At 74.0% G+C, this 19,258-nt stretch carries 16 protein-coding genes; 8 read left to right on the top strand and 8 right to left on the bottom strand.

The window, feature by feature from the left end:
• The 3 genes from IEV65_RS04610 to IEV65_RS04620 all read left to right on the top strand — a co-directional run bounded on the left by IEV65_RS04610 (nucleotide 1) and on the right by IEV65_RS04620 (nucleotide 2,815).
• Complete coding sequence (locus tag IEV65_RS04610) at nucleotides 1–1,497, top strand: sensor histidine kinase (RefSeq protein WP_229734895.1); 1,497 nt, start codon at nucleotides 1–3, stop codon at nucleotides 1,495–1,497.
• Nucleotides 1,494–2,390: an NAD-dependent protein deacetylase gene (locus IEV65_RS04615; RefSeq protein ID WP_308642556.1), complete on the top strand. Its 897-nt coding sequence runs from the start codon at nucleotides 1,494–1,496 to the stop codon at nucleotides 2,388–2,390. The genes IEV65_RS04610 and IEV65_RS04615 overlap by 4 nt, the downstream gene beginning before the upstream one ends.
• Nucleotides 2,391–2,482: 92 nt before the next feature.
• A complete protein-coding gene (locus IEV65_RS04620; protein ID WP_188428386.1) occupies nucleotides 2,483–2,815 on the top strand; it encodes a PRC-barrel domain-containing protein in 333 nt (110 codons plus the stop codon).
• A 94-nt stretch (nucleotides 2,816–2,909) separates the two neighbouring features.
• On the opposite strand, the gene lexA is transcribed toward IEV65_RS04620, so the two are convergent.
• On the bottom strand, nucleotides 2,910–3,635 hold the full coding sequence (gene lexA, locus IEV65_RS04625; protein ID WP_188428387.1) for a transcriptional repressor LexA: 726 nt from the start codon (nucleotides 3,633–3,635) through the stop codon (nucleotides 2,910–2,912).
• Between the two features lie 244 nt (nucleotides 3,636–3,879).
• On the opposite strand from lexA, the gene IEV65_RS04630 reads away from it, so the two are divergent.
• Nucleotides 3,880–4,284, top strand: coding sequence for a LysM peptidoglycan-binding domain-containing protein (locus IEV65_RS04630; protein ID WP_188428388.1), 405 nt, complete (start codon nucleotides 3,880–3,882; stop codon nucleotides 4,282–4,284).
• Between the two features lie 47 nt (nucleotides 4,285–4,331).
• Here IEV65_RS04630 and IEV65_RS04635 read toward each other — a convergent pair whose 3' ends face one another.
• Nucleotides 4,332–4,898: a hypothetical protein gene (locus tag IEV65_RS04635; RefSeq protein ID WP_188428389.1), complete on the bottom strand. Its 567-nt coding sequence runs from the start codon at nucleotides 4,896–4,898 to the stop codon at nucleotides 4,332–4,334.
• Nucleotides 4,899–4,993: 95 nt separating this feature from the next.
• On the opposite strand from IEV65_RS04635, the gene IEV65_RS04640 reads away from it, so the two are divergent.
• Nucleotides 4,994–7,177, top strand: a complete 2,184-nt coding sequence (locus tag IEV65_RS04640; protein ID WP_188428390.1) for a RecQ family ATP-dependent DNA helicase — start codon at nucleotides 4,994–4,996, stop codon at nucleotides 7,175–7,177.
• 25 nt (nucleotides 7,178–7,202) lie between these two features.
• Here the strand turns inward: IEV65_RS04640 and IEV65_RS04645 are convergent, their stop codons facing one another.
• Nucleotides 7,203–7,514 (bottom strand): hypothetical protein, encoded by a 312-nt coding sequence (locus tag IEV65_RS04645; RefSeq protein WP_188428391.1) that lies wholly within the window; start codon nucleotides 7,512–7,514, stop codon nucleotides 7,203–7,205.
• On the bottom strand, nucleotides 7,511–8,044 hold the full coding sequence (locus tag IEV65_RS04650) for a PadR family transcriptional regulator (RefSeq protein WP_188428392.1): 534 nt from the start codon (nucleotides 8,042–8,044) through the stop codon (nucleotides 7,511–7,513). Before IEV65_RS04650 ends, IEV65_RS04645 begins: the two co-directional genes overlap by 4 nt.
• Nucleotides 8,045–8,226: 182 nt before the next feature.
• Between IEV65_RS04650 and IEV65_RS04655 the strand changes: the two genes are divergently transcribed.
• Entirely contained in the window at nucleotides 8,227–8,766 is a 540-nt protein-coding gene (locus IEV65_RS04655; protein WP_188428393.1) for a hypothetical protein, read from the top strand.
• 47 nt (nucleotides 8,767–8,813) lie between these two features.
• Here the strand turns inward: IEV65_RS04655 and IEV65_RS04660 are convergent, their stop codons facing one another.
• On the bottom strand, nucleotides 8,814–9,650 hold the full coding sequence (locus tag IEV65_RS04660) for a CPBP family intramembrane glutamic endopeptidase (protein WP_229734897.1): 837 nt from the start codon (nucleotides 9,648–9,650) through the stop codon (nucleotides 8,814–8,816).
• 22 nt (nucleotides 9,651–9,672) lie between these two features.
• Between IEV65_RS04660 and IEV65_RS04665 the strand changes: the two genes are divergently transcribed.
• Nucleotides 9,673–10,947 carry a glycoside hydrolase family 32 protein gene (locus tag IEV65_RS04665; protein WP_188428394.1) on the top strand — a complete coding sequence of 425 codons (1,275 nt, stop codon included), beginning with the start codon at nucleotides 9,673–9,675 and terminating at the stop codon, nucleotides 10,945–10,947.
• On the opposite strand, the gene IEV65_RS04670 is transcribed toward IEV65_RS04665, so the two are convergent.
• On the bottom strand, nucleotides 10,898–12,190 hold the full coding sequence (locus IEV65_RS04670) for a VOC family protein (protein ID WP_188428395.1): 1,293 nt from the start codon (nucleotides 12,188–12,190) through the stop codon (nucleotides 10,898–10,900). The two genes, IEV65_RS04665 and IEV65_RS04670, sit on opposite strands and share 50 nt — an antisense overlap.
• A 256-nt stretch (nucleotides 12,191–12,446) precedes the next feature.
• Here IEV65_RS04670 and IEV65_RS04675 point away from each other — a divergent pair, with 256 nt between their 5' ends.
• A complete protein-coding gene (locus IEV65_RS04675; protein WP_188428396.1) occupies nucleotides 12,447–12,974 on the top strand; it encodes a dsRBD fold-containing protein in 528 nt (175 codons plus the stop codon).
• A 19-nt stretch (nucleotides 12,975–12,993) separates the two neighbouring features.
• Here the strand turns inward: IEV65_RS04675 and IEV65_RS04680 are convergent, their stop codons facing one another.
• Both IEV65_RS04680 and IEV65_RS04685 read right to left on the bottom strand, forming a co-directional pair.
• The gene (locus IEV65_RS04680) at nucleotides 12,994–14,013 is read right to left on the bottom strand and encodes an LLM class flavin-dependent oxidoreductase (protein ID WP_188428397.1); all 1,020 of its coding nucleotides are present in this window, start codon (nucleotides 14,011–14,013) and stop codon (nucleotides 12,994–12,996) included.
• A 67-nt stretch (nucleotides 14,014–14,080) separates the two neighbouring features.
• A complete protein-coding gene (locus tag IEV65_RS04685) occupies nucleotides 14,081–19,138 on the bottom strand; it encodes an nSTAND1 domain-containing NTPase (RefSeq protein ID WP_188428398.1) in 5,058 nt (1,685 codons plus the stop codon).
• Between the last annotated feature and the right edge of the window lie 120 nt (nucleotides 19,139–19,258).

Genomic DNA, 19,258 nt, shown 5'->3' on the forward strand with positions numbered 1-19,258 from the left:
GTGGCCGCCCGGCGCAGCCGCTCCCTGCGCACCACGATCGTCACCTCGGTGGTGGCGCTCTTCGCCGTCGTCCTGCTGCTCTCGGCCGGGGTGACGACGCTCCTGCTCCACCGAGCGCTCTACGCCCAGCTCGACGCCGACCTGCGCGCCAGCTCCGAGCGGGTCGTGGCCGCCATGACGATGGGCATGGGCCACGGCCCGACCGGGATGCACGGCGGACCCGGCAGGCCACCGGGGACCGCGGCCCAGTCGCTGGTGCTGGTGGCGCAGCCCACCGGCGACGACCTCGAGATCGTCGCCAGCGAGGCCGTCACCCTCGACAACCGGGTCACCGAGCTCTCCGACGCGCAGGCCCGCCGGCTGCTGGCCGACGCCGACGAGCCGGGGGCCGGCGAGCCCCGCACGGTGACGCCGGGCGACGGACTGGGCCCGCACCGCGTCATGGCCACGAGGGTGGAGGCCGACGGCAGCGACCTGCTGGTGGTCACCGGCGTGCCGGTCTCGGGCGTCGTCGAGTCCACCCGTCAGGCGGTCCTCATCATGATCCCCGCCGGCCTCCTGTCGCTGGTGGTCGCCGGGAGCGGCACCGCCTGGCTCGTGCGCCGCAACCTCGCCCCCCTCGACCGGGTCGCGGCCACCGCTCGCCAGGTCTCGGCGCAGCCGTTGGCCACGGGCGAGGTGGCGCTCGCGGCCCGCGTGCCGGAGGCCGACACCGATCCCGCGACCGAGGTGGGCCAGGTCGGGCTGGCCCTGAACAACCTGCTGGACACCATGGAGTCCGCCCTGACGGCCCGGCACGAGAGCGAGCAGCGGGTCCGGCAGTTCGTCGCCGACGCCTCCCACGAGCTGCGCACGCCGCTGTCCTCGATCCGCGGCTACGCCGAGCTGAGCCGTCGCGACCCGGAGGCGGTCCCTGCGGGCGTCAGCCACGCGCTCGGGCGGATCGAGTCGGAGTCGTTGCGCATGCAGGGCCTGGTCGAGGACCTCCTGCTCCTCGCCCGCCTCGACGCCGGCCGGCCGCTGTCGCACGACGAGGTCGACCTCACGCTGCTGTGCCTGGACGCGGTCGGGGACGCCCGGGTCGCGGGGCCGGACCACCGCTGGGAGCTCGCGCTGCCGGAGGAGCCGGTCCTGGTCCGCGGGGACGAGGCTCGCCTGCGGCAGCTGGTCACCAACCTCCTGGCCAACGCCCGGGTGCACACGCCGGCGGGCACGACGGTCGCGACCAGCGTGCGCCGGGGCACCGAGGGCGTCCGGCTGGTCGTCGCCGACGACGGACCGGGTGTCCCGGAAGCCTTGCAGGGCAAGGTGTTCGAGAGGTTCACCCGCGGGGACGACTCACGCTCGCGCAGCACCGGCAGCTCGGGCCTGGGACTGAGCATCGTCGACGCCGTCGCCCGGGCCCACCAGGGGTCGGTCACCCTGGAGTCCTCCCCGGGCCGTACCGTCTTCACCGTGCTGCTCCCCGTCGACGGTCCGTCCGGGGCGGCGCCGTGAGCCGCGGCCCGGTGCCCCTCGACCAGACCCTCCCGCCCGACTCGGCCGTGGACGAGGAGGGGTATGCCGTGCTCCGTCGCCTCGTCTCCCGGGGCGGGGTGGTCGCGCTCACCGGCGCCGGCATGTCCACCGCGTCCGGGATCCCGGACTACCGCGGGCCAGACGGCCAGCGCCGGGTCCAGCCCATGCAGCACGCCGAGTTCGTCGGTTCCGCGCAGGCCCGACAGCGCTACTGGGCCCGCTCGTTCGCCGGCTGGGACAGGTTCAACGCCGCCCGCCCGAACCCCGCCCACCACGCGGTCGCCCAGCTCCAGCAGCTGGGTGTCCTGGGGCCGGTCGTCACCCAGAACGTCGACGGACTGCATCAGCGGGCCGGTGCCGACCAGGTGCTCGAGCTGCACGGGAGCCTGGACCGCGTCACCTGTCTCGACTGCGGCGAGCAGGTCGCACGGGTCGCGGTGCAGGAGTGGCTCGAGGCGGCCAACCCCGGCTTCCTCGCCAGGCTGGACTCCGGGTCGGCCGGTCAGGTGCGGCCGGACGGTGACGTGGTGGTGGCGGACGACGCCGTGGCCTCCTTCCGGGCGCCGCGCTGTCTGGTCTGCGGAGGCGACAGTCTCAAGCCCGACGTCGTCTTCTTCGGCGGCTCGGTCCCCAGGCCCGTGGTCGACCGCGCCTTTGCGACCGTCGAGTCGGCGTCGACCCTGCTCGTGCTGGGCTCCTCGCTGAGGGTGATGAGCGGCTACCGGTTCGTGCGCCGCGCGACGCGCCTCGGCATACCGGTGGCGGTGGTGACCAGAGGGGAGACGCGAGCGGACGGGGAGCCCACCGTCCAGCTGGACAGCCTCCTGGGTGACGTTCTTCCTCGGCTCGTCGCCGACCTCGCGGGTGCCTGACCAAGCCGTGACTGTGCTTGCCCGCCACGGACGCGTGTGGTGCACTGGCGCAGACGCGGCACGGCGGCGTGTCGCGCCCAGGAGGAGAAGACGTGATCTCTCAGGAGCAGCTGAACAGGCTCTACGACGCCGAGGTGCTTGATCAGGACGGCGAGCGGATCGGGGCCCTCGGCGAGGTCTACCTCGACAACCGCACCGGTGACCCTGCCTGGCTGACGGTGCGAGCAGGCTGGTTCGGTGGGCGCAAGGTCTTCGTGCCGCTGGCGACGGCCGAGGTGCGGGACGGGCAGATCCAGGTGCCGTACAGCCTCGAGAAGGTCAAGGGCGCTCCCGACGTCGTGGCGGACGGCCACGTGTCCGAGGGCGACGAGCAGGACCTCTACACCTACTACCGCGTCCAGGACGGGCCGGCTCCCTCGGCCTGAACGCAGCACAGCGCCGCCCCGGTCGAGTGGGGCGGCGCTGTGGGTCACGGACGTCCCGCCGGAGGCAGCCGGCGTGCAGGACGGCCCGCCTGGGTCACACGCGGCGCAGGACCGCCGTGACCTTGCCCAGGATGACGGCGTGGTCCCCGTCGATCGGCTCGTAGGCCGGGTTGTGCGGCATGAGCCACACCTTGTCGGTGCGCTTCTTGTAGGTCTTGACGGTCGCCTCGTTGTCGAGCATCGCAGCCACGATGTCGCCGCTGACGGCGGTGGGCTGGCGGCGCACGACCACCCAGTCACCGTCGCAGATGGCCGCGTCGATCATGGAGTCACCGACCACCTTGAGCAGGAACAGCTCGCCGTCGCCCACGATCTGACGGGGCAGGGGGAAGACGTCCTCGACGGCCTCCTCAGCCAGGATCGGCCCACCTGCGGCGATGCGGCCGACGACCGGCACGTAGGACGCCTCGGGGCGGGCGTCACCGATGCCGGTCTCGTCGTAGACGTCCGCGTTGCTGGGGGCCTCCGGGGAGGTGTCCTCGCCACGGCGGTAGCCGACGCCGTCCCGGCCGGGGGAGACGACCTCGATGGCGCGGGGCCGGTTGGGGTCGCGGCGGAGGTAGCCCTTGCGCTCCAGCATCTTCAGCTGGTGGGCGACCGAGCTCGGTGAGGTCAGACCCACCGCCTCACCGATCTCGCGCAGGCTGGGCGGGTAGCCCCTGGCGTCCACAGAGTCGCGGATGACGTCGAGCACACGCCGCTGTCGGTTGGTCAGCTGCGCGCCGCCGTCGCGGTCGGGAAGCTCGTGGATCGTGGCCATCTCCGCGTCTCCGTCTCTCGTCTGGTCCGGTCCGGCCGGCCTGTCCGGCAGGTGTGTCAGGCAGGTGTCTCAGGCAGGTCTGTCGGTGCTCGGTGATTCAGTTCCCGACATGACCTCAGCGTACGGCGAGCGCCTCGCCCGCACAAACATCTGTTCGACCGGCGTGTCGACAGATGCGTACGATCGTGCTATCAATAGGACAAGCGTCCGATCGAACGCGCGTCCGAAGTTCAGGAGGAGCACCATGAGCACCCTCGCAGTGAGCACCCTCGCAGTGCAGACCCAGGGCATCACCCTGGCTCCGGCCCGGAGCGGCCGTGGTCGGCGTGACCACCTGCGCCTCGTGGGCGAGCAGGAGCGCGCGCCGCGTCCGGCCGCGCTGCGCCTGACGCGTCGCGGCCGTCTCGCGCTCGCGAGCAGCCTCGCGCTCGTCCTCGCTCTGACGGTGGCCCTGGTCGTGAGCGCCCTCAGCCCGGCCGGTGCCAGCTCGGCGGTCGTCGTGGAGCCAGGGATGACCCTGACCCACATCGCGCAGGAGTACCTGCCCGACGTGCCCCTGAGCCAGGCCGTCAGCGACATCCAGCGAGCCAACCGGCTGAGCACCACGAGCATCGCCGTGGGGCAGGAGCTAGTGATCCCCGGCCGCTGAGCGCCAGGGCCGTCCAGGGTGACGGTCGTGCGGTCCTGCCAGCGACGTCAGCCAGTCGGCTCGTCGGCGTGGATGGCCGTCCAGACGACGGGCAGCTGCTCCGACGGGATGAAGTAGCCGCTCAGGTGCGGGTCGAACATGAGCCCCGCGATCTCCGCGGCCGTGTACGCCTCGGCCGAGCGGACGACCTCCTCGGGGGCCAGAGCGATCGCTCGCAGGTCCTCCGAGGGGGAGATCATCCCGTTCTGGACGGCGAAGTGACGTGCGCGCTCGGCGTTGGTGAAGGTCATCAGCATGAGCTGGCCGTCGATGGAGGCGGCGGCCGGGGACTCCCGACCCTGCTCTCCGACCGCCACGAACCACCACTGGGGCAGGGCCATGGTGGCCCGCCACAGCTCGGTCATCCCGGCGTGGTCCTCGGGTCCCTCGACGCGGGCCGCGAGCAGGTCGGTCTCGGTCTCCGCCGGGGGCAGCAGAGGGTCGACGGCGACCTCGGTCGGCTGGGTGGCTGACGACGTCGGCTCGGACGCCGGCTCGGGGCGCACGCCCTCGTAGATCGAGGGCGCCGGCTCGGGCCCGTCGTCCTGGAACGGCACGTCCGTGGGGGTGGTCATCCCCCTATCGGACCACATCGCGGCCTGCAGGGGCCATCCGAGCCCGCTGTGGACGAGCGTGCCGGTGTGTGGGTGCGGGCGGTTACGGTCGACCTATGACGAGCCTCACCCAGGACGCGACCGACGCCACGCCCGAGACGGTGGAGTCGGCCCGCCGGGCGCTGCGCCGCCTCGTGGGTCGCCCGGACGCGGACTTCCGCGACGGCCAGCTCGAGGCCGTCCTGGCCCTGGTGGAGCAGCGGTCCCGCGTGCTGGTCGTGCAGCGGACGGGCTGGGGCAAGTCGGCGGTCTACTTCGTCGCCACCGCGCTGCGCCGCGCTGCCGGAGCGGGCCCGACGGTCATCGTCTCGCCTCTGCTCGCGCTGATGCGCGACCAGATCGCGGCCGCCGCGAGGGCGGGGGTGCGGGCCGTGACGATGAACTCCGCGAACGCCACGGACTGGGACGACGTGCGCGCCGCGCTGGCGGCCGACGAGGTGGACGTCCTGCTGGTCAGCCCCGAGCGGCTCAACAACCCGCGCTTCCGAGACGAGCAGCTGCCCGACCTCGCGGGGCGGTGCGGGCTGCTCGTCGTGGACGAGGCCCACTGCATCAGCGACTGGGGGCACGACTTCCGCCCGGACTACCGGCGGATCCGCACGCTGCTCGAGACCCTGCCCGAGGGCACCCCCGTGCTGGCCACGACGGCCACCGCCAACGAGCGCGTCGTCGCCGACGTCGTGGAGCAGCTCGGTGCCGGAGGCGCGTCGGTCGCGACGATCCGCGGCCCGCTGGCCCGGGCCTCGCTGCGGCTGGGGGTGCTGCCCCGGCTCACGCCCGAGCAGCGTCTGGGCTGGATCGTGGCGCACCTGGGCTCGCTGCCGGGCAGCGGGATCATCTACTGCCTCACGGTGTCCGCCGCCGAGGACGTGGCGGCCGCCCTCCGCAGCGCCGGGCACGAGGTCGCCTCCTACACCGGGCGCACCGACCCGGAGGAGCGCGAGCGCCTGGAGGCCGCCCTGCGGGACAACAGGGTCAAGGCGCTCGTGGCCACCAGCGCGCTGGGCATGGGCTTTGACAAGCCGGACCTCGGTTTCGTCGTCCACCTGGGGGCGCCGAGCTCGCCGGTGGCCTACTACCAGCAGGTGGGCCGGGCCGGACGCGCCACCGAGCGGGCCGACGTCCTGCTGCTCCCCGGCTCGGAGGACCGGGAGATCTGGTCCTACTTCGCCACGGTCTCGATGCCCCGCCAGGACCAGGCGGACGCGGTGCTGCGCGCGCTCGCGGAGTCCGACCGGCCGCTCTCGACCCCCGCTCTCGAGACGATCGTCGACGTGCGCCGGACCCGCCTCGAGCTGCTGCTGAAGGTGCTCGACGTCGACGGTGCGGTCGAGAAGGTGCAGGGCGGGTGGCGGGCCACCGGGCAGCCGTGGTCCTACGACCGCGAGCGCTACGGCCGCGTGGCCGACGCCCGCGTGCGCGAGGCCGAGCTGATGACCACCTACCAGACGACCACCGGCTGCCGGATGGCCTTCCTGCAGGAGTGCCTGGACGACGACACGGCGACCGCCTGCGGACGGTGCGACAGGTGCGCTGGGGCGTGGTACCCCACGGACATCCCGGAGGCCGCGGTCGGGGCGGCCCGCCAGACGCTCGCGGCGGTCGGTGTGCCTCTCGACCCACGCTCCCAGTGGCCGACCGGCATGCCCCGCCTGGGCGTCGACGTCAAGGGACGCATCCCGGCCGGCGAGCTGGCCGAGGAGGGCCGGGCGCTCGCTCGTCTGTCGGACCTCGGGTGGGGGCAGCGTCTCCGTGCCGTCCTGGCCGACGGCACCTCGCGGGTCGTCGACCCGGACGACCCCGAGCGGGGGATGGCGCACGGTGCGCCCGTCCCCGACGAGGTGATCCGCGGTGTGGTCCAGGTGCTGGCCACGTGGGGCTGGGCTCAGCGTCCGGTCGGTGTGGTGGCCATGCCGTCGCGTCACCGTCCGGCGGTCACCGGCTCCCTGGCCGAGCAGATCAGCACGATCGGCAGGCTGCCGCTGCTCGGGCGGCTGGACTACCTGCACGGCGGCCCGGTCGGTGACTCCGGCGGCAACAGCGCCTTCCGCCTCGCGAACGTCTGGGGCCGGATCGGTGTCGGACCCGGGCTCGCCGAGGCCCTGCGGCAGACCCGCGGGCCGGTGCTGCTCGTCGACGACACGGCTGACTCGCGGTGGACCCTCACCGTCGCGGCCCGGGAGCTGCGCCGCGCGGGTGCGGAGGCGGTGCTGCCGCTCGTCCTCGCCGTCGAGGCTTAGGTCCTCGCTGGCCCCGTTCGGGGCGTCAGAGGGCCAGGGCCAGCAGGAAGGCCGCGTAGCTGCCCAGCGCTGCCCAGGCCAGCGGGTCGCGCACCCGGCGCGGCGCGTCGAGGGCGACCGCCAGGCCGACCCCGGCGAGCAGCGCCCAGCAGACGGGGTGCCCCCAGCGGATCGCCAGCGACTGCAGCCCAGCCGTCGTGTCGGCCTTGTCGGGGACGACGACCGTCCACAGGGTCGACATGCCGAGGGCGGCCACGGCGCCTGCCGCGCCCAGGACGCGCGAGCGGCCGGCCGCCCAGCCGCGCAGAGCCGTGATCGGTCGGGATGTTGGGGTCACGGCAGGTCCTCCTCGAGCAGCGCGGACGCGTCCGCGTTCCAGGCCAGGGTGGCGTCCACGAGCGCGATGCCGTGGCGCACGGTGATGAGCCAGTAGGTGCGGTCGGGGGAGTCCTGGGCGAGGACCAGCTGCTCGAGCGCGGCATACCTGGAACGGGCCTGCTCCAAGGCCTCCCAGTGCCGCCGGAGGTGGCCCTGCAGGACCCCGGGCGGCGCCTCGCGGCCGAAGAAGAGCTGGAGCAGCAGCTCGTTGCGCTCGGGCGTGAGCGACTCCGCCTCGCCGGCCAGCCAGGTGCGCAGCGCGCCCCGCCCTGCGTCCGTCAGCTCGAACGGGTCGCTGCGGGTCGTGCCGGTCCGGCGCACGAGTCCTTCGTCCTCCAGCTGGGCGAGCGTGGGGTAGAGCTGGCCGAAGCTCTCCCGCCAGAAGTGGCCGACCGAGCCGTTGATCTCCTCGCGGAGCCGGTAGCCGGTCATCGGCCCGTGCGTCAGCATGCCGAGGACGGCGTAGCGGGTCTTCGACGTCCGGCTCATGACTCAAGACGATATATCTGACAGATACAGTCCCGCAAGCAGGTCATGGGGCCCGCCGTGCTCGGCGGTGCGACCGTGCACACCCCAATCTCGCGTCGGCCGCACCCGCCGCCGGGCACGGTGCGCAACGACCTGTCCTCCGCGATCGGCAACAGCGGCGACGTCCACGACAGAGTGGGGGCATGAACCGCGTGCGTGCAGTGCTGCTGTCGGTCGGTCTGGGGGTCGCGGTCGTGTCGGTGTCGGGATGTCTCGGCTTGGCCCCCGCGCCCGCGCCGGTGTCCGGGGCGGTGGGCGTCACCGTCGACGAGACGGGCGGCCCGGTGCTGGTCGTCGAGGCGTGCGAGGAGAGCGCCGCGCGTGTGGAGCTGTCCTGGACGCGCGAGGGGCTCGCCGACGACCAGCAGAACCAGGCGATCGGCGTGTACGCCGCGACGGCGCCGAGGGCTGGCACCAGCCGCCTCGCGCTGGGTGACCCGGGCGCGGAGTGGGACGGGGAGCCCTTCGACCTCGACGGGGACACGCGGGGCGTGATCGCCGGCGGGTCGACCACCGCCGGCCACACCCTGCGCGACGTCGTCTTCCTTGAGTCGGACCTTGCCGAGCTCACGCCTGGTGCGGTGCGGTGGGCGCAGGGCGTCAGCGAACAGGGCACCGTGATCTCTTCGACGCTCCCCGAGGAGGAGTTCTCGGCCGCCGTGTGCGGCCCGGTCGACGGCTGAGGCGCCGCGGGCAGCGCCCGTCCGAGCTCCACCCGGCGGATCGAGGCTCAGTAGAGGAAGAAGGGGAAGACCGCCCGGTCGTGGGCGTGCACGATCGCGAGGTAGACGATGGCGTCGAAGAGCAGGTGGATGAGCACGACATACGTCAACGACTTGGTGCGCGTGAAGATGAAGCCCTGCAGCAGCGCGAAGGGCACGGTCAGCGCCGGGCCCCACTCGCGGTAGCCCAGCTCCCACAGGAACGAGACGAAGATCGTGGCCTGCAGCAGGTTGGCGAGCCAGACGGGGAAGTGGCGTCGCAGCAGCGCGAAGCACACGCAGATGAAGAACAGCTCGTCCCACAGCCCGACGGCGTTGACCCCCACGAAGAAGCGGGCGTACTCGCTGGCCGTGTGGATGGCGGGCCAGTTCTCGTAGGCGCCGGAACGGATGAAGTAGACCGGCAGGATGAGAAAGCCCAGGACCGGCACCAGCACGACGTAGGTCCACTGCAGCCGGGTCCAGCGCCGCCCCGTGAGCCACGGGAAGCGGATCGCCTCGCACCGGTAGACGAGCCGGTCCACGAGCACCGGCACGGCCACCGCCGCCGCGAGCACGAGCCCGAGCCGGACGAACATCGGCCAGCTGATGTCGGCCTCGACCGACGTGGTCGACACGATGCCGATGCCCAGGCCGATGAGCAGGAGGTCGCGGAACAGGCTGCGCTCGAGCAGGTATGCCGTGGCCAGGCTCGCGACCAGCAGCGCGTGCCCGGCCCAGGCGGTCTGGACGCCGAAGATCAGCACCGCCGAGACGGAGACGCCGACCGCGGGCAGGAGCGCGCTCCAGGACACGGCCGGCACGGGCTCGGCGGCCGGGTCGCTCGTCGTCGTGGCAGAGGGCACGGGCCGAGCGTACGGTGCCAGGGTGAGCGGTACGACATACCACCTCCGACCGGCGTCGGGATGGCTCAACGACCCCAACGGGATGGTGCGGCACGGGGACCGTTGGCACGTCTTCTTCCAGCACAACCCGGCGGGACCCTTCCACGACGCGATCGCCTGGGGGCACGCGAGCAGCGCCGACCTGGCGGGCTGGGACCTGCACCCGGTCGCCTTCGGGCCCACGCCCGGTGGCCCGGACGCGCTCGGCTGCTGGTCGGGATGCTGGCTGCCCGGGCTGGAACGGCCGGCGGTCGCGTACTCCGGCATCGCCACCACGGCGTTCGCGAGCACCGTGTGTGTGCGGACGGGCAGCGAGGACCTCCTCGGGTGGTCGGCGCCCACCGTGGTCGCCGAGACGCCGCCAGGGGTGCGGCAGATGCGTGACCCCTGCGTCGTCGAGCACGGCGGGCTCCGGTATGCCGTGCTCGGCGCCGAGCTCGACGACGGCGAGCCCGCGGTGCTGCTCTTCGGGCTCGCGGACCCGTGGCGGTGGGACTACCTCGGTGTCTGGCTCACACCGGCGTCCGCGCCGGTGCTGCAGCAGGCACGGCCGGCCGACGTGTGGGAGTGCCCCCAGCTGGTGCCGGTGGGCGAACGCTGGGTGCTGGTGCTGTCGCTGCACGACCGGGGAGTGCTCGGACCGGTCGTCGCGGCCGTCGGTGACCTGGTGGACGAGGAGGGGCTGCCGCGCTTCGTGCCCGAGCGCCTGGACCTCCTCGACGCGGGCAGTTCCTTCTACGCGCCGCAGGCCGTCCTGGACGGCGCGGCAGATCCGTGGGTGATGGGCTGGGTGCGTCAGGAAGGCAGGGCGCCGGGCGTGCACGACGCACCGACGTCCGACGACCTCGACGAACTCCACGCGCGGGACCATGCGGGGTGCCTCACCCTGCCCCGCCGGCTCGTCCTGCGCGACGGGCGGGCCCGCCTCGCGCTCGACCCTGCCGTGCGCCGCCTGGTGGTCGGGGACGGCGACGCGCTCGCCGCGGGCAGGCACGCCCTGACCGAGCCCGGTCGCGCCCTCGTGGACGGCGCCGCCCGACTGGAGCACCCGGCCCTCGAGCCCGTTGAGCTGCCGTCCGGCACCGAGGTCTGGGTGGACGACGACGTGGTGGAGGTCTACCCGGGCGATGGCAGCACAACCTCGACGTGGCGCGCTGCGCAGCCCTGGACGCTGCTGGTGGACGAGGGCGGTGCCACGTGGTCGCCGCTCAGCCCTGCTGCCCCGCCCACTGCTCCTCGCGCCCCACGGCCGTCGTGAGGTCGACCTCGTTGCCCTCCGGGTCGGCGACCGTCCACCAGATCGGCCCGGCGTCGCGCACGATCGTGCCGCCCGCCGCGACCGCCGCCTCCACCCGCGCGGCGAGCTCGTCGTCCGGCACGAAGACGTCGAGGTGGATCCGGTTGCGCTGGGCCCGACGGTCGGTCTCGGAGGCGTCCATCGGCTGGAGGACCAGTGGCAGGTTGAGCTGGCGGGGGTCGACGATGTCGGTCACCCCTTCGCGCTGGTCGGGCCGGTAACCGAGAGCGGCCTGCCAGAAGCGGCGCACCGCCGCGATGTCCACCGCGTCGACGACGACCTGCACGAAGCGGGCGAGGGCGGGGTCGGCCCGCAGGCCCAGGTCGCGTGCCGCCTCCTGCACGCGCGCCGCGAGCGCCTCGTAGCGCTCGTCCATCTCCCACGCGTCCTTGGCGGTGGCGAGGACGACGAGGCCCGGACGCAGGTCGATGCCGAGCGGCAGGCCCGCCTCGTCGGCCAGGGCGGCGGCGGCCTCGGCGAGATCAGCCGCCTCGTGCGGGGAACTGGTCCGGTAGCAGGCGACCGCAGCGAAGACGAGGCGCCAGTCCTCGGTGGCCGCTGACTCCCACCGGTCGGCGCCCGGCGGCAGCGGGAGCAGATCGGCCTCGTTCCCCTCCGGGTCGCCGACCGTGGCGTAGTAGCCGTGGTCGTGCAGCACCGTGCCACCCAGCCCCGTCACGGCCCCCACGCTGCTGACCGCCACCTCGTGCGGCGTCACGACATCCACGTGGAGCCGGTTGCGCAGCGGCCGGGGCGCGTCCTGCTCCTGGAACCAGATCGGCGCCGTGCGCCGGTGCGGGTCGACGACGTCCTCCTCCAGCAGGTCGTAGCCGAGCACCCGCTGCCAGAAAGGCATGACCGCGGTCGGGTCGAGGGTGTCCATCGCCAGCTGGACGTCCTGCACCGCGGCCGGGTCGGCCGTCAGCCCGAGGTCTGCGGCAACCTCCGACACCGCCCGCGCCAGGTCGAGGTGCCCGGCGCGGAAGCCGTCGTCCTGCGGCGTGAGCGGGATCCGGACGCAGACCCCGTCGGCGCGGATGTCGACGTCGACGTCGAGCTCGGCCAGCCGACGCGCGAGGCCGGCGCCCGCGCGGTGCGAGGGCGCGGCATACCAGGTGGCGGCGCCCCAGGCCAGGACGCGCCACTCGCGGCTGGCGTCGGAGCGCTGGAGGTCGAGGGCGGTCAGGGTGCGCTGCTGGCTCATGGTGACGAGAGTGGCACCGAACGCGGACGGATGCCGTCCTGAGTGCCTATCGGTAGAACTACCCATACCGCTGCAGCGTGCGGGGTGGGAGTCTGGGTCGACGGGGTGCAGCTCCCGACCGTGACCGGGGGTGCAGGGGGTGGACGGCCCCGGGCGCGCGGGACCGCGCCCGGGGCCGACCCTGGCGCCGGGCCGTGCGGAGGAGCATGATCGAGGTATGGGGCAGCGCCGCCCCAGCCGAGATCAGGAGGCTGTCATGAAGGCCCGAGTTGGGGACCACATCGTCCTCGCTGGAAGCCGTGTCGGCGAGCCGACGCGCGACGGGCGGGTGACCGAGGTCAGGGGAGCCGACGGCGGACCGCCGTTCGTCGTGGAGTGGGCGGACGGGCGCACCGGGGTGATCTACCCGGGGCCGGGCGCGGTCCTCCGGGTCGAGCACGCCGACGACGCGCCCCCGGCCCACGACGACGCGCCCGGACCGGTCGCCAGCCCCCGGCGCACCGACGACGGACGGCCGCACCTGCGGGAGTGGAGCGTGCGGATCACCATCTTCGAGGGCGGCGCCGACACCAGCGCGCAGGCGGTGCTGCTGTCTGACGCGCCCGAGCACCTACGTGCCGTCGGCCAGAGCCACCGCTCCGATGACGACCGGTCGGTCCCGGAGATCGGCGACGAGGTCGCGGTCGCCCGCGCCCTCCGCCACCTGGCCGACCGGCTGATGTCCGCTGCGGACGACGACATCGCCGCGATGACCGGCGAGGACGTCTACGTGCGTCGCAGCTGACGACCTTGGCTGGCCGGCGTCAGCCGGCCAGCCCCCAGGCCCGGGCCAGCAGCGCGTAGGACCGTCGCCGGAGCGCCGGGTCGAAGGTGTAGGTCGTGACGATCAGCTCGTCGAGCTCATGGGTCTCGACGAACTCCTCGAGCCGCTCCACGACGACCTCCGGCGTCCCCACGGCCCGGACCGCCTGGTGGGCCTGCGCCAGCCCGAGCAGCTCGGGCGGCACCGCCGCGGCCAGCGACTCCACGGGCGGGTCGAGCGGGGCCGGCTGGCCGCTGCGGATGCGGATCGCCATGAGCTGCGCCGTGGTGAAGAGGTGGTCGGCCTCCTCCTGCGTGGGGGCCACGAGCACGTTGACCCCGGCCATCACGGTCGGCCGCTCGACCTGCGCGGTCTCGGCGTCCGGGTTGAAGCGGTCACGGTAGACCGCCAGCGCCTCGCGCAGCTGCTCGGGCGCGAAGTGCGACGCGAAGCTGAACGGCAGCCCCATCGCGGCCGCGACCTGCGCCCCACCCGTCGAGCTCCCCAGCACCCACAGCGGCACCTGGGTGCCCTCGCCGGGGATGGCGCGCACCCGGGCCCCGGGCCGCGGCATACCGAGGTAGGCGCGGAGCGCGCGCACCTCCGCGGCGAAGTCGTGCAGGTGCCCGCTCGTGCGCGCCAGCGCCGCCGCGGTCATCGGGTCGGTGCCCGGCGCGCGGCCCAGGCCCAGGTCGAAGCGGTCGCCGTGGATGGTCGCGAGCGTGCCGTAGTACTCCGCCACCATGAGCGAGGAGTGGTTGGGCAGCATCACGCCGCCGGAGCCGAGGCGGATCCGCGAGGTGTGGTGCGCGAGGTGGCCGAGGAGGAGCGCGGTGGCCGACGCCATGAAGGCCTCGCTGCCGTGGTGCTCGGCGACCCAGTAGCGCCGGTAGCCCAGCGCCTCCGCCTCCTGCGCCAGCAGCGTCGACTCCTCGATCGCCTGCGCCGGCGTCATCCCCTGCGAGCGGGGGACCAGGTCGAGGACGGACAGGGGGACGCGACGCGTGCTGGTGGGGGACATGTCCCGGACAACGTGAGTCGGGGCCCGGGTATGCCGTCGCGCCGCCTGCGCGCGCCCGCAGCGGTCGTCATCCGGTCGGGTCCTCGCAGGTGGGCCGCCACGGCTGCCCGGGCCGGATGACGTCCCACTCGGACTGGGAGAGGTTGCGCCCCGCGACCGAACAGGCCGCGGAGACCCACTGCTCGGGGTCGGTGGGCAGGGTGAACAGGCGACCGCCGAGGTTCTCGGGGTCCGCGTCGATCTCGGAGGGGATCCTGGTCGGCCCTTCGGCGAACACGCTGACCTGGCTGCCGTCGTCCGCGAACACGGCCCACGTCCACTGGCCCGCCTCGACGAAGGGCTGTCCGAGCGGTGACCAGGTCGCGGTGTCCCAGAGCCGGGCCTCGCCGTCCGAGCCGGTGTTGACCAGCAGGCTCCCGTCCGGGCTGACCGCGAGGCTCAGGACATAGCCACCGACGGTCAGACGCGGTGGGGCCACCGGCTCGAGGCTGTGGCCGTCCAAGAAGTGCAGGGTGCCCTCGAGCGAGCCAAGGACGAGGACCGAACCGTCGGCGTTCCACTCCAGCGAGGTGATGGTGAGGAGATCCTCGCCGTCCTTGATCGCCTTCTCCGGCAGCAAGACCTCCCCGTCGGGCAGGCCGACGATCGCGACACCGTCGTCCCTGGCGATCGCCACCCGGGAGCCGTCGCGCGTGATCGCCACGGTGTCGGACAGGTCCCACCCACGGAAGGAGAACGGCAGCTCCGTGCGGGCGACCTGCTCTGTGGCAAGGTCGACGACGGCGTACCCCGGTCCCGCGTTGACCACCGCGACCCGGCCGGCCCGGTCGAGGTCGACGCCGTGCGGAAACATCCCCAGCTCGATCGAGTCCAGCAGCCTGCCGTCCTCGGTCGACCACAGGGCGAGCAGGCCCTGGTCAGGATCCTCCCCTTCCTCGGTGTAGAACGCATGGACCGTGGCGGCGACGGAGCCGTCTCCGGCCACCGCGGTGGCGACCGGCTGGCACACGCACTCCAGCTCCAGGGTCAGCGGGCTGATCACCTTGCCGGTCATCGGATCGAGCAGGTAGGCGCGGTTCGGTTGGTCGCCATAGAAGCCCTGGTGCGCGACGGCCACGCGACCGGCCAGGTCGACGGAGCCGTTCAGGGTGCTGACCTCTCCCGGCCGGTCGGTGAGCACCGAACGCTCGCCGCTGAGGTCCCAGGCGTTGATCAGCCCGTCCCGTCCCGCGCTCCAGACGAGTGAGCCGTCCGGGCCCGCGAAGACGGGGTGCATGGCCGCTCCGCTGTGACCGGTCAGGGTGTCGACCTCCGCGCCCGTCGCGCCGTCCCGCAACGTCACCGCCTCGGCCGTCCCGACGGCCAGCAGCGACCCGTCGGGTGACCACTCCGCCATCTTGACCTCCTTCACGGTGAACTCCTCCCCGGCGGGGCTGAGGTCCTCGGTGCGGTGGAGGCGCAGCGTCCCGGACCGCCCGTCCGCCACCAGTGACAGGAAGAGGGTGCCGTCCGGCGAGACCCGCAGGGCTCGACCGGGAAGCTGCTCCGGCTCCCGGTCCTCCGACGTGGGGTCGATCAGCCAGGGATCCATCTGCTCGCCCTCGATCACCGCGATCCGGCCGTCCGGCCAGAGCGCGAGAGGCTCCTCCGTGTGGTGCCCCCGGTCGGCCGGGACGGCACGGGTGAGCCGGCCCGACGAGTCACCCTCGACGACGTGGGTGCCGGTGACCGTCACCCAGCTGTCCGGTCCGGTCCACAGGGCATGGGTGGTGAAACCGTCGACCGGCTCATCCTTGTCCTCCTCCTCCTTGATGAAGGCCGTGATGTCGGAGGGCTCCACCGTCCAGAGCTGGTGCCCGTCGCTGGCGTCCACCAGGAAGATCCCGGCCCCGTCCGCGTTGCCCGCATACCCCCCGACGAGGAGCCCCGCCTCACCGACGTCGAGTGTCCGGGCGCCGACATCGGCCTCCTCGCTGCGCCACAGCACCTCGCCGGACACCGCGTCCAGCGCCCACAGCACCGGCTCGTTCTCGCTGACGAACACCGTGGACCCGTCGGGGCTGACCGCGGCGCGCAGGAACCGGTCGGGGGAGCGGACCTGGTGGATGAGCTTGGGCACGGAGACGAGCCGGGTGAGGAGCGCACCGAGGGTCTCCGGGCTCTCCTCCGACCGCACGGCCTCGACCGCCTGGAGGAGCGCGAGGTCGTGGTACTCCTCGTTCACCGCCTGGGCAGCGAGCTGCTTGGCCTCGGCGGCGAGCTCGTTGGCGGCGGCCACGTCCCGGGCCGCGGCCGCCTCCTGCCGCGACAGGACGGCCAGACCGCCGGCCACCAGCGCCACGACCAGCAGGCCCGCCACGCCGACGAGCAGCCTGCGCAGGCGGGCGTTCTGCACACGGGTCCGCCGTGCGCTCTCCTCGGCGGCGTGCTGCTCGGCCTCCACCGCGTCGGAGGAGGCGGCGAGGAAGTCGTGCTCGACGGCCGTGACCTCACCGGGGTAGGTCTCCGCGACCTCCAGCCCGGAGACCAGTCGGGTCCCGCGCCAGAGCTGCTGCGGCTCCCGTCCCTCCGCGTCCCACTCGGACGCCGCGAGCGCGAGGCGCCTGAGCACGGCCCGGCCCGTGACGTCCTCGGCCAGCCAGCCGGCCAGCCGCGGCCACTCCCGGAAGAGCGCCTCGTGCGCGACCTCGACCGTGCCCTCGGACACGGTGAGCAGCCGGGCGGCGACCAGGCGGTCCACCGTCCGGGCCGTCCCCTCCCCGGGAAGCCCGACCAGCTCGTCCAGCGGGACCCTCCTGCGGACCACCGTCGAGCCCTCGCCCGGGCCGGCCAGCCGCAGCAGCAGGGCCCGTGCCGCAGGGCCGTCCTCCTCCGGCAGCGCCTGCCAGGCGTCCTCGGCCAGGTGCGCGATGGCCCCGGGCAGCCCACCCATGGCGACGTACGCGGCATACCCCAGGCGGGCCCCCTTGCGCGACAGCCACAGCTGGGTGAGAGCCGCGGAGAGGAGGGGCAGCAGCCCGGGCTCGGAGCCGGCGTCCTCGACGATCGTCGCGGCGAGCCCGGCGTCGAGGACGAGACCCGCGCGCTCGGCCGGCACCTCGATGGCCCGCTGCACCTCGGCGGGCGTCGGGACGCCGACCAGGAGACCGTTGTCGGCGACGAGCCGGGCCAGCGCCGGGTGGTTGGCGAGGTGGGCGACGTAGTCGGCGCGCACCGCGACGACGACCACCGTGCGCCCCGCACCCACGGTGGCCAGCTCCACGAGGGTGTCGAGGAAGGCCTCGCGCTCGCCCGCGTCCTGGCAGAGGGTCCAGGCCTCCTCGAACTGGTCGACGACGAGCACCCGGGGCACCCGGTCGCGGCCGCCCGCCGGTGCACCGTCGCCCTCGGTGAGCAGTCGGGCCAGGGCGTCGCCGACGGTCCCGGTCTCCTGCCCGGTCGCCTCAAGCGCCGCGCGCGAGAGCTCGCGCATGGGATGGGCGCCGGGCCGCATGACGATCTGCACCCAGGCGTCGCTGCCGGGGATGAGGCCGTCCGCGAGACCGCCCAGCAGCCCGGCGTGCACGAGGCTGGACTTCCCGCTGCCCGACGCGCCGACCACGGCCACGAGGCGGCCGGAGGCGACGCGAGCGAGGAGCTCGGCCGCGAGTCGGTCGCGCCCGGCGAACCAGGCGCGGTCCTCATGACCGTAGGCCGCCAGCCCGCGCCACGGGCACTCGCCGGTGGGCTGCTGCGGGCCGGCGGGTGCGTGCTCCTGCCAGGTCACCGCCGCGTCGGCGATCGCGGTGCGCTGGTGGGTGAGCTGCTCGGCTGCCTCTCCGAGGGCGCTCGCGGCGGCGCCGATGCGCTCGCGGGCGCGTCCGCGGACGCGCGTGCGGGCGAGGGCGTGGAGCGCGGCGGGACGACGGTCCGCTGAGACGCGGACGAGCTCGTCGGCGTCCTCCGTCGGCAGGTAGGCGGCGACGAGCTGCCGCGCCGCCGCCTCGTCGAGCGGGCCCAGCTCGAGGCTCAGGTCGGGACGGACCGGGTATGCCGTGGCGTCGGGTCGGGTGCGCACCGCCAGCATCGCGCGGGGCGTGCGGGCGCAGGTCTGGCACCACTCCTCGTCGAGGACGTGCAGCACCGGGCCGGCGAAGTGGTCCTCGGGGCCCTCCAGCACCCGCACCCCGGACTCGGCGAGCTGGCTGGCGAACGCCTGCAACAGCCGCCGCCGGCCGCTGCCCTCCGGCCCGACGACCTCGGCGACGACCGTGCTGCCGCGCGCCGCGCGCTCCCAGGCGCGGGTGAGCTCGGCGAGCTCGTCCGCGCGACCGACCATCGGGATCTCCGGCTCGACCAGACCGCGGGGGAGCTGCTCGAGGCCGACGAGGTCGAGGTCCGGGTCCTGGGCGAGCACCCGCCGGTGCAGCTCTCGCAGCTCGGCGCCCGGCTCGACGCCCAGGTCCTCGTCCAGCTGGGTGCGGGCCCGGGCGTAGGCGGCCAGGGCGTCGCCCTGCCTCCCCGAGCGGTAGAGGGCGAGCACGAGAGCCGACCACAGGCCCTCGCGCCACGGGTGCGCCTTGACCAGGGTCTCCAGCGCCGGGATCGCGGCGTGGTGGTTGCCCAGCGCGATCTCGCTGGCCCAGTGGACCTCCTCGGCGGTCAGCCGCAGCTCGTCGAGCCGCCGGGCCTCGCGGACGGCGAACTCCGCCTGCTCCAGCCCGGCGTAGGCCGGGCCGCGCCACAGCGCGAGCGCGGCCGTGGTCGCCTCCACGGCCTGGACGTGCCGGCCGCGGCGAGCGGCGAGGCGGGCCTCGTCGACGAGCCTGGCGAAGCGGACGGCGTCGACGCTCTCGTCGCCCACGGCGAGCCGGTAGCCGCCCGCGTCGGTGATCACCACCGAGGGCCGCCCGTCCCGCCCCGGCTCCACGGCGTTGCGCACCCTCAGGACGTAGGTCTGCAGCACCTTGCGGACGTTCGCCGGAGGCTCCTGCCCCCACAGGGCGTCGGTGAGCGCGTCGACAGGGACCGTCCGCCCCGGCTCGGCCGCGAGGCGCGCGAGGAGGGCGCGCTCCTTCAGGCCTGGGACCTCGATGACGCGGCCGTCCGCGCTGACCGTCAGCGGCCCCAGGACACCGATGTCCATGCGCCGAGTGTAGGGGCGAACCTGCTCCATGGGGAGGCCTTCTTCCGCGTCGGACCGGTGGTCTGTCCACCTGCCCCCACGGTCGCCCGGCGCGGTAGAGGCCTGGTATCGGTCCGGTCG

This window comes from Ornithinimicrobium tianjinense, from assembly GCF_014636495.1.
In the GTDB taxonomy this organism is placed as follows: Bacteria; Actinomycetota; Actinomycetes; order Actinomycetales; family Dermatophilaceae; genus Ornithinicoccus; species Ornithinicoccus tianjinensis.

Coding starts and splice junctions, on each gene's coding strand:
- IEV65_RS04655 (WP_188428393.1), top strand. CDS start 8,227: ATGAACCGCGTGCGTGCAGTGCTGCTGTCGGTCGGTCTGGGGGTCGCG.
- IEV65_RS04640 (WP_188428390.1), top strand. CDS start 4,994: ATGACGAGCCTCACCCAGGACGCGACCGACGCCACGCCCGAGACGGTG.
- IEV65_RS04670 (WP_188428395.1), bottom strand. CDS start 12,190: ATGAGCCAGCAGCGCACCCTGACCGCCCTCGACCTCCAGCGCTCCGAC.
- IEV65_RS04635 (WP_188428389.1), bottom strand. CDS start 4,898: ATGACCACCCCCACGGACGTGCCGTTCCAGGACGACGGGCCCGAGCCG.
- lexA (WP_188428387.1), bottom strand. CDS start 3,635: ATGGCCACGATCCACGAGCTTCCCGACCGCGACGGCGGCGCGCAGCTG.
- IEV65_RS04685 (WP_188428398.1), bottom strand. CDS start 19,138: ATGGACATCGGTGTCCTGGGGCCGCTGACGGTCAGCGCGGACGGCCGC.
- IEV65_RS04650 (WP_188428392.1), bottom strand. CDS start 8,044: ATGAGCCGGACGTCGAAGACCCGCTACGCCGTCCTCGGCATGCTGACG.
- IEV65_RS04680 (WP_188428397.1), bottom strand. CDS start 14,013: ATGTCCCCCACCAGCACGCGTCGCGTCCCCCTGTCCGTCCTCGACCTG.
- IEV65_RS04675 (WP_188428396.1), top strand. CDS start 12,447: ATGAAGGCCCGAGTTGGGGACCACATCGTCCTCGCTGGAAGCCGTGTC.
- IEV65_RS04630 (WP_188428388.1), top strand. CDS start 3,880: ATGAGCACCCTCGCAGTGAGCACCCTCGCAGTGCAGACCCAGGGCATC.